Source organism: Chloroflexota bacterium, assembly GCA_020850535.1.
In the GTDB taxonomy this organism is placed as follows: Bacteria; Chloroflexota; UBA6077; order UBA6077; family JACCZL01; genus JADZEM01.
This window is the reverse complement of the sequence record JADZEM010000023.1, coordinates 84709-92614: the sequence shown is the minus strand read 5'-3', so window position 1 is coordinate 92614 and position 7906 is coordinate 84709. Positions and strand designations below refer to the sequence as shown.

At 64.9% G+C, this 7906-nt stretch carries 6 protein-coding genes and 1 CRISPR repeat array; all 6 genes read right to left on the bottom strand.

Going from position 1 to position 7906, the window contains the following annotated elements; translation table 11 throughout:
* Window positions 1-112: 112 nt before the first annotated feature.
* A CRISPR array of direct repeats spans window positions 113-1813; the repeat unit is 37 nt; unit sequence GTTTCAGTATCCCTGAAGCGGATCGAAGGGATGCGGC.
* 200 nt (window positions 1814-2013) lie between these two features.
* The 6 genes from cas4a to IT306_04640 all read right to left on the bottom strand — a co-directional run bounded on the left by cas4a (window position 2014) and on the right by IT306_04640 (window position 7904).
* Window positions 2014-3012 carry a type I-A CRISPR-associated protein Cas4/Csa1 gene (cas4a, locus tag IT306_04665; GenBank protein ID MCC7367688.1) on the bottom strand — a complete coding sequence of 333 codons (999 nt, stop codon included), beginning with the start codon at window positions 3010-3012 and terminating at the stop codon, window positions 2014-2016.
* 35 nt (window positions 3013-3047) lie between these two features.
* The gene (cas4, locus tag IT306_04660) at window positions 3048-3695 is read right to left on the bottom strand and encodes a CRISPR-associated protein Cas4 (protein MCC7367687.1); all 648 of its coding nucleotides are present in this window, start codon (window positions 3693-3695) and stop codon (window positions 3048-3050) included.
* Window positions 3692-3937, bottom strand: a complete 246-nt coding sequence (gene cas2 / locus IT306_04655) for a CRISPR-associated endonuclease Cas2 (GenBank protein ID MCC7367686.1) — start codon at window positions 3935-3937, stop codon at window positions 3692-3694. Before cas2 ends, cas4 begins: the two co-directional genes overlap by 4 nt.
* Before the next feature lie 101 nt (window positions 3938-4038).
* Window positions 4039-4851 (bottom strand): hypothetical protein, encoded by an 813-nt coding sequence (locus IT306_04650; protein ID MCC7367685.1) that lies wholly within the window; start codon window positions 4849-4851, stop codon window positions 4039-4041.
* 2 nt (window positions 4852-4853) lie between these two features.
* Complete coding sequence (locus IT306_04645; protein ID MCC7367684.1) at window positions 4854-5801, bottom strand: DevR family CRISPR-associated autoregulator; 948 nt, start codon at window positions 5799-5801, stop codon at window positions 4854-4856.
* 54 nt (window positions 5802-5855) lie between these two features.
* The gene (locus IT306_04640; GenBank protein ID MCC7367683.1) at window positions 5856-7904 is read right to left on the bottom strand and encodes a hypothetical protein; all 2049 of its coding nucleotides are present in this window, start codon (window positions 7902-7904) and stop codon (window positions 5856-5858) included.
* Window positions 7905-7906 lie beyond the last annotated feature (2 nt).

Sequence of the window (7906 nt, the reverse complement as noted above, 5' to 3'; positions counted from 1 at the left end):
CGCGTTCTCCGATCTCCTGCCGACCACGACGAAGGGAGGTGCCCTCACTACCTCACGCTAGCCCTGCCGGGGTGGGGACTTTTCCCTGGCCACCGGTGGGGACTTCCGCGTGGCCATTGACACCCTGAAGCGGATCGAAGGGATGCGGCTCGCTCACGCCGACCTACGGCGAGACGGTCGACGTGTGGTGTTTCAGTATCCCTGAAGCGGATCGAAGGGATGCGGCTCGAGGTCAGCGCGGCGGGCGCCGACTCCGGGGCCATGCGTTTCAGTATCCCTGAAGCGGATCGAAGGGATGCGGCCACGCCTCGGGCAGCCAGAACGCCTCCCTGACGGGCGTTTCAGTATCCCTGAAGCGGATCGAAGGGATGCGGCGACGGCCGACGTGTTCGACGGCTACGCCTCGGCGCTGCGGGTTTCAGTATCCCTGAAGCGGATCGAAGGGATGCGGCGGCGCGCTCAACGACAGCCTGCCGGCCTGCAGGGTCATGTTTCAGTATCCCTGAAGCGGATCGAAGGGATGCGGCTCCTCAACAGCCCGGCCCTGGTGACGGTGGCGAAGGAGTTTCAGTATCCCTGAAGCGGATCGAAGGGATGCGGCGGCGGCAGGCCAACCTCCGCTACTACCCGTTTTTCGGCAGTTTCAGTATCCCTGAAGCGGATCGAAGGGATGCGGCGCTTCGGCGAGTTCCTGCAGGCGGTCGCCAGGGCCGAGTTTCAGTATCCCTGAAGCGGATCGAAGGGATGCGGCAGTCGGTGATGCCGACGCCGTTCAACTATGCCATCCTCAAGTTTCAGTATCCCTGAAGCGGATCGAAGGGATGCGGCAGGCGAGTGCGCTCGACCGGAACGACCGCCAGCGGCATCTGTTTCAGTATCCCTGAAGCGGATCGAAGGGATGCGGCGCACGCCCGAGTCGCTGGCCGTTGGCGACCACCCGAGCCAGGTTTCAGTATCCCTGAAGCGGATCGAAGGGATGCGGCGCTGGTCGGCCGAGTACCTGACGTGGTGCCAGCAGACGTTTCAGTATCCCTGAAGCGGATCGAAGGGATGCGGCGCTTCGTCCAGTGTCTCCACGGTGTTGCCTCCTTCTCGGCGTTTCAGTATCCCTGAAGCGGATCGAAGGGATGCGGCTTCAGCCCCTGGCGGTGTGGACTGGCCGTGGCCTCGGTGGGTTTCAGTATCCCTGAAGCGGATCGAAGGGATGCGGCCCCGGGACGCCAGGAGTACGACTCGAGGTCGCGGAACAAGTTTCAGTATCCCTGAAGCGGATCGAAGGGATGCGGCAGATGGCGATTGACGAGATCGGCCGTATCGGGGTGCTGTTTCAGTATCCCTGAAGCGGATCGAAGGGATGCGGCGACGCGGCCACCATCGGGATGGTCGGGCAGGGCGAGCAGCGTTTCAGTATCCCTGAAGCGGATCGAAGGGATGCGGCGAGCGTGCCGGCTGCGATCAGCTCGCGGACGTCGTCGGTTTCAGTATCCCTGAAGCGGATCGAAGGGATGCGGCGCAGGATCTCGTCCAGGTTCAGCACGACCGACCCGCCAGGTTTCAGTATCCCTGAAGCGGATCGAAGGGATGCGGCCTCGCGTTCGACGGGTTGTAGCCGATTCCAGGATCGCCGTTTCAGTATCCCTGAAGCGGATCGAAGGGATGCGGCGTTCAGGCGGACAGCAACGCGGCGACGGCGGCGGCGCTGGGTTTCAGTATCCCTGAAGCGGATCGAAGGGATGCGGCCGCCGCGCCGTCGGCAACGGCGTTCGCGTCCACGTAGTTTCAGTATCCCTGAAGCGGATCGAAGGGATGCGGCCGACCGCATTCCGGGCCGTTTTCGTCACTACGATGTCGTTGTTCATGTGCCAGAGGCCGCGATTGGCCTCGCTGGAAGCCATGCCACCAACCGTGACGGTACCCTGGAGCGATGCCCGGTCGCAACTCGGTGGTTTGCCCGCCGACCCAGGGGTTTTTGCGACCCACTTGCGAGCGCATCATCTCTGGCGTGCGTGTTCATCAATGCGCCGCCACTGCCTCCGGCTGCGCTGCATCGACGAGGTTTGCGGACATCGGGCCCCGGAGTGGCTCCACACGCCCCTGATCGGCCGGCCGGCACGTCCGCAGATACGGGCAGGACCGGGGACAGACGGCCGGCAGACCCGGATCTAGCTCCTCAGCCACCAGTCGGACCTTCTCGTCACGCTCCTCGACGAACATCTGGCGCAGCTCGTCCCCGATGAGATGGAAATCTCGCTCGACTACGATACGTCCGTTCATGAATCTGGCGTACACTACACACCCGACATCGACCGGCCGCTCGAACAGGCTCTCCAGCACCAACGCGTACCCAGTCGTCGTCAAACGGTGGAACGGCTCCCTCAGCCCAAACTTCAGATCCAGCACGGCCGTATCCGGAAACGAGATGCCGTCCGCCGCAAGGTGCTCACTCAGGCCGAGGAACCGCCCGTCGAGCTTCATCTCGACGCTCACCGGCAGCGCCAGCATCGCCAGTCCGTCGGCCTGGATGTGCGGCTGGCGCGCCAGTACCGCCTCGACGCGCTCGACGATCCGGCGCGACTCGAACGCCCGAACCGCTCGGACCTTCGTGGCCGAAAGGTCATCTTCCTCGGTTGGCCTGGCGTCGTCTTCATCACGGGATCGCACGCCACTCGCGAGAGCCTCGAGGAACGGGACGCTGGCCTGACCGTGCACGTAGATGAGCCGCTTCGCTTCGGTCAGCACGTCGGCCACCACTCGATGCAGTCGTTGCCCTTCGCGCATCCCCACGTTCGGAACGGTTTTCAACTGCTGAACACGGCGCAAGAAGACGTCACGTCCCGTCGGGCAGTACTTCCCGGCCACCTCGTACACGCCGAGGGGCCGGTCGTAGATCGACCTCAGCGGCGGCCGGTCCCAATTCCAGCCGCGCAGCTCCTCGGCAACTGGCTGTCGGCGCAGATCCGGCAACAGCCCGCGCTGGACCCAGCGCTGCTCCTCGGTCGATGCGAAGTACATCCCACCCTCCCTGCCGGCCGATGCGGCCGAGCCCGTCACCATCGGTCGTTGCAGTACGGCAGAAACTCGCACACTCGGCAGCGTTCGAGTATCCGTGTACCGTCTGGCATCTGCTCGCCGGCCACACTGGCACGGATCGCGTTCAACACCCGCTTCGTGTATGCGCGCACGGCCGAGGTGATCTCGACCACCTGCGCGTGCTTCAACGGGATGAAGTAGACGAACGCTCGTCGCGCCGGCCGCGCCAACTGCTCCTCGGCGAGCAGCGCGTACGCCGCCAGCTGGTATTTGTGATGAAGCCCCAACGCCGCTCGAGTGTTCTTGAACTCAACCGGGATCGCCTCAGATGAACGGCTGATCAGCATGTCGAGCCGGCCGCCCAACGCCAGCCGCTCCGAGCGCAGCCGTACGTCGAAGGAACGCTCCCCGTCTGACAGCCCGTATGCGCGCAGACCCCGTCGCTGTTCGAGCGCTTCGGTCCGCTGGTGCTCCAGGATGCCCTCCTGCATCGCGCCGGTCACGTAACGGTGCGGCAGACGTGCCCCCAGCCGAAAGTACGGGATACGCGGGCAGTAGACGTGCTGACGGACGTCGCTCACCGCCAGGTCGAGGAGGAGGCGATCGGCGCTCGCACCGCCCGACGCATTGCCGGGAACGGTGCCCGCAGGAGGCGTGGGGATCATGAGATCACCACCTCCCGCCGAGCGCGGAAGTCAGTCTCGCAGAGTGGGAGCAGGACGACTCTCGATTCCAGCCGAGCGAGCCGGCGGCGGATCTTCTGGAGCAGCTCGTTCTGGTGCGCGCGCGAGATGTCGCCGAGAAACGCGGAATACTGGATGCGGCTGAGGCCGTAGTCCTGGCAGTAGTCCGCCACCTTCGCCCGCGCGCGACCATCCGAGATGTCGTAGACCACCAGGCACCGCATCACCCGCCTCCGCGTCTCTTGTTCCGTTCAGTCCCCTCCTTCAGTTCCGCCCCATCACCCCGAAGTACGACGCGCCGCCCTCTAAGTCGCCTCAGAACCGTTCACGGCCTGTCGCGGTACTCGCTGAAGCCCGGACCTGACCGCACCAGGCCAAGCGGAATGATGGTGGTCGTAAAGGTACGATCTCGGTCTCGCCTCGCCCGTTCCGCGCTGAACGTGCTCAAGCGAGCGAACGTCGCCTCCGGCCCGAAGTCGTCGAGCTGCTGAACGTGCCAGGCCGCACCGATCCTGAAATCGTCGCCCGTCACGATCGGCGCCGTGAACCCTTCACCCAGATCGTCAGCTCGCTGAAATCCCAGGAACTGTACGAACGACCCGCGCTTGCCAATAGAGCGCACGTGCGGCAGCGCCGTAACCAGGCGCCCAGCCAACAGGTCGTCGCCGCCGGCCAGATCAAACGCCCAGAGCCACCGCCCCGCGTGGTACACGACCTCGCGGTACGCCACACTAGAAAGGTATGGCTGCTCCGGGCTCGGCTTCTTCGGCTCCTGACGGATTTTGACGATCGTGTGCGTCACCACCGCTGCACCCGGCGGCCGGATACGAACCTCGACGCCGACAAGGGTGTCGAGCAACTCGGCGCAGTCCGAATCGGGCCACCCGACCCGAAACGCCGCATCGACGCACGCCATTTTGATCGCGTAGGGGGTCGGCACGACCAGCGTCCGGCCGACACCACTGGTTGCCTGACTGGTCTTCAGGGAGAACAAGCTGACCGGCGCGAGCTCAGCCAGCAGCCAGCGCCCCGGCCCTGGCACTCCCGCAATCGGTGCCGGGTCGGCCAGGGAATTGGCGCGGGCAGCCCGGACGACAGCACGATCCGGTGAATTCGCCTGCGTTTTTCGAGGTGGCATGGTTACCTCGCCGCGGCGGGCAAGTCGAGCTCGGCGGAGAGCGACGCCAGCAGGTCAAGCGCCTCGGACGTCGATGCGAACCGCTGCGTCCAGATGCCATCCGCCTGGATCTTGTTCAACGCCCGAGCGCACCCTTCAACTTCGGCCTGATACGCATCGTCCAGCGGGCTCAACATCGGCGCTGGCAGGCTGGAGCGCGAGACGGCCACGATCCCCTCGCACCCCACGATGTGCGGGTTCTGGGTGTTGCGTTGAGCGCCGGCCGGCTTGACCAACGTCGCCGCTAGCGCCTGGAGGAGCGCCCGCGCTCGGGCCTGCCGCGCTTCCGCTCCTACCGCGTACTCTCGCGTGATGTCGTTCAGGCCGATGCGGTAGAGGTCCAGATTGCAGACCAGCGCGTAGATCCCGGACGAGGCCGGCCGGTGGAACAGCGCCTGCCGTCCCGCCACGGACGTAATCGCTTCTTGCGTTGCATCATCACGGCCTGTCGAGGATCCCCGTCCCTCAGGCGCGTATTTGACATGCAGATACTGCTCGGTGCGCGTGAATTCCGGTAGCCCGACCACCCAACCGAACTCTACCACCGACTTCCGCCCCACCGCCCGGTTGTCGGTGAGCAAGGCACCTGCAATGTCCGTCGCCGCGCAGTCCCGAACCATCATCGCCATGACTGCGCTGTCCGGGTTGTTCTTCTTGTCCGCCGCCAGCTTTTGGAGCGGTTCATAGCCGGCCACGATCCGATCTGGGCTGTGCTGCTGTGCTGCCGGCGAGAGCGGCTGGCCGGCCTCGGCCAGCAACGGGATCAAGTGATCGACCAGAATCCGCTTGAACATGTCGCCGCTCACGGCGTTGACCGACTGCCGATTTCCGCCGGCATTCACCACGTGGACCATGCGGGTTTGCTGCTGGTTCCCCTCCGTCCCCTCGCTGTTGAGGTTGTGCAGGTTCATCGTCAGGCGCGCAGAGATCGCCACAGAATACGTTGCTGCCACGGTGCCCCTCCCCTACTCTTCCTCGACCGATTCGTGCGGATCGCCTGCGGCTGGCTCACCCCCGTCCACAGGCCCGCCTTCGTCGGTTGCCGTGCCAGATCCGTCCTGGTCGGCCGGTCGGCGCTCGGTGCAAGTGCCGTACGCGCACAGTAGCGCCCCGACGACGCCGGCTCCGTAATCGGCATCATCGACGAGCCTGACGAAGTCGTCGAACTGACTCATGCTTACCCGCCGATGCCAGGGCTTGTTATCGTGCGATGTCTCCTCGCGGCGTGCATTCTCCGAGTTGTAGAGCTCAACAAACTCGGCCACCGTGACGAGAAGTTCGCGACTATTGGACTGTTGACTCGCGCGGCGAAGGTCTGGCAATAGTCCATACCGAATGGTGCGATGCTCGCGACCCTGAGCATCGAGGCTCTGCGCGGCCACCGTCGCACGGCGCACTGCCGCTGCGATGGCTCGGAACCCATCGTTCTTGAGGATGTCCGAGTATGGCTTGCTCATAGACTCCACCACCTTCACAAAGAGATCGGCCCTGAACTGTCGGACCGATCGACCGGCCCCCCGTGCGCGCAGAACGTGGTTGCCATACGCTCCGGCGAAGTCGAGGAAAGCATCCAGCGCCGGCTCGTTGCCCTCCTCGTCGCCGCGCCGCCCCAGGAATCGCCGATAGGTCAGGAGCAGCGTCAGTTCGTCCGAATGATCGTCCATCAGGCCACGGACGATGCTCAGGTGCTCGCCAAGGATCGCCAGCCAATCACGCACGTCCTGTGACTCGCGGATCTTGAACCAGCCCGGCACGGCCAACTCGCTCATCAACGAGACGGCCCGCGCGGACCCGAGTGATTGATAGTTGGTGACGGCTAGCGCGCTGATGAGATCGCTCGGCGCCCTCTCGTGAAGGTCGATCAGATCGTCATCGTCCTCGACCTCATCCTCGGCGCGCGCCTGCCGATACATCTCTGAGTGCTGGATCAGGATCTCGGCGATCTTGAGCGTGGCCTGGATGTCGATCTTGGCGGCGCTCGTCCCGCGCGGCGGCGTCGGGATCTCCCCGACAATCTGTTGGTACGCGGTCAGCGAGATGTCCTGGGGGATCGGCGTCAGCACGCGGATGTGCTCGCCCTTGCTTCCATGGAAGACTGGTATCGTGGCGGAAAAGTAGCCCCGATAGCGCATCCACTCCAGGAACGGATCGGCCCAAGCATCCTTGGTCTTGTCCCCACGCGCGGTGCTATCCGGCTTGAGGCGCGCGTACCCCTTCGCCGCGTTCGGCGAGAACACCTGAACCGTGCTCACCTTCCAGTCCGCCTCGCTCGGGCGTCCCTGCGCCAGTGCCACGAGCGCAGCTTGCACCGTCGCTCGCACGGTGGCCTCGTTCTCCGGCTCGACGAGGTCGCTGAACAGCTTGTTGGCAGTCTCGTGTCCCTGGAGCATCAGATACGGGGGATAGCGCCGCCAATCCTGACGTGAGACACTGGCCGGCCACTCCTGCCCGAGCGCGTTGATCTGCTCGCGGATCGCCTGCTTCTGCTCGTCCGTCTTCGCCGCCACGAGGGTCTTGCGGAGCTCGGTCTCGCGGACCCGGAACTCGTTGATGGCGGTACGGTCGGCCTGGTAGTCCACCACGTCGCCGGGTAGCACCGATGCTGGCAGCGTCTTCGCAGACTTCGACGTTCTGCGCTTCGCCCCGGATGCCTTTGGCTGTTCGTCGGAGACCTGTGCCTCGGCGGCCTCTGCTTCGTTGGCTTCCGCCTCGTCGATCATCTTCTCGGGTTTCGCTGATCCGGACTTCGGTTGCACGTATCTGTAGCCTGGGTGAATCGGGCTGGCGGCGATCTCGGACGGGCGCCGTGGCTGCGCGAGTGTGACGGCAAAGGCGGTCTCAAGTTGCTTCAGGCTGACCTGGCGATCTCCAGTGGCGTTGCGGAGGAAGTCGGCAAGCCCGACAACGGCCAGGACATCCCCATGTGACCCGGTCTCGCGCGGCAGCACGATCTTATCGATCGGGTCATCAAGCAGCGGTGGCGGCGCGGTGGCGGGTGCCGCGTTTCTCGGCATGG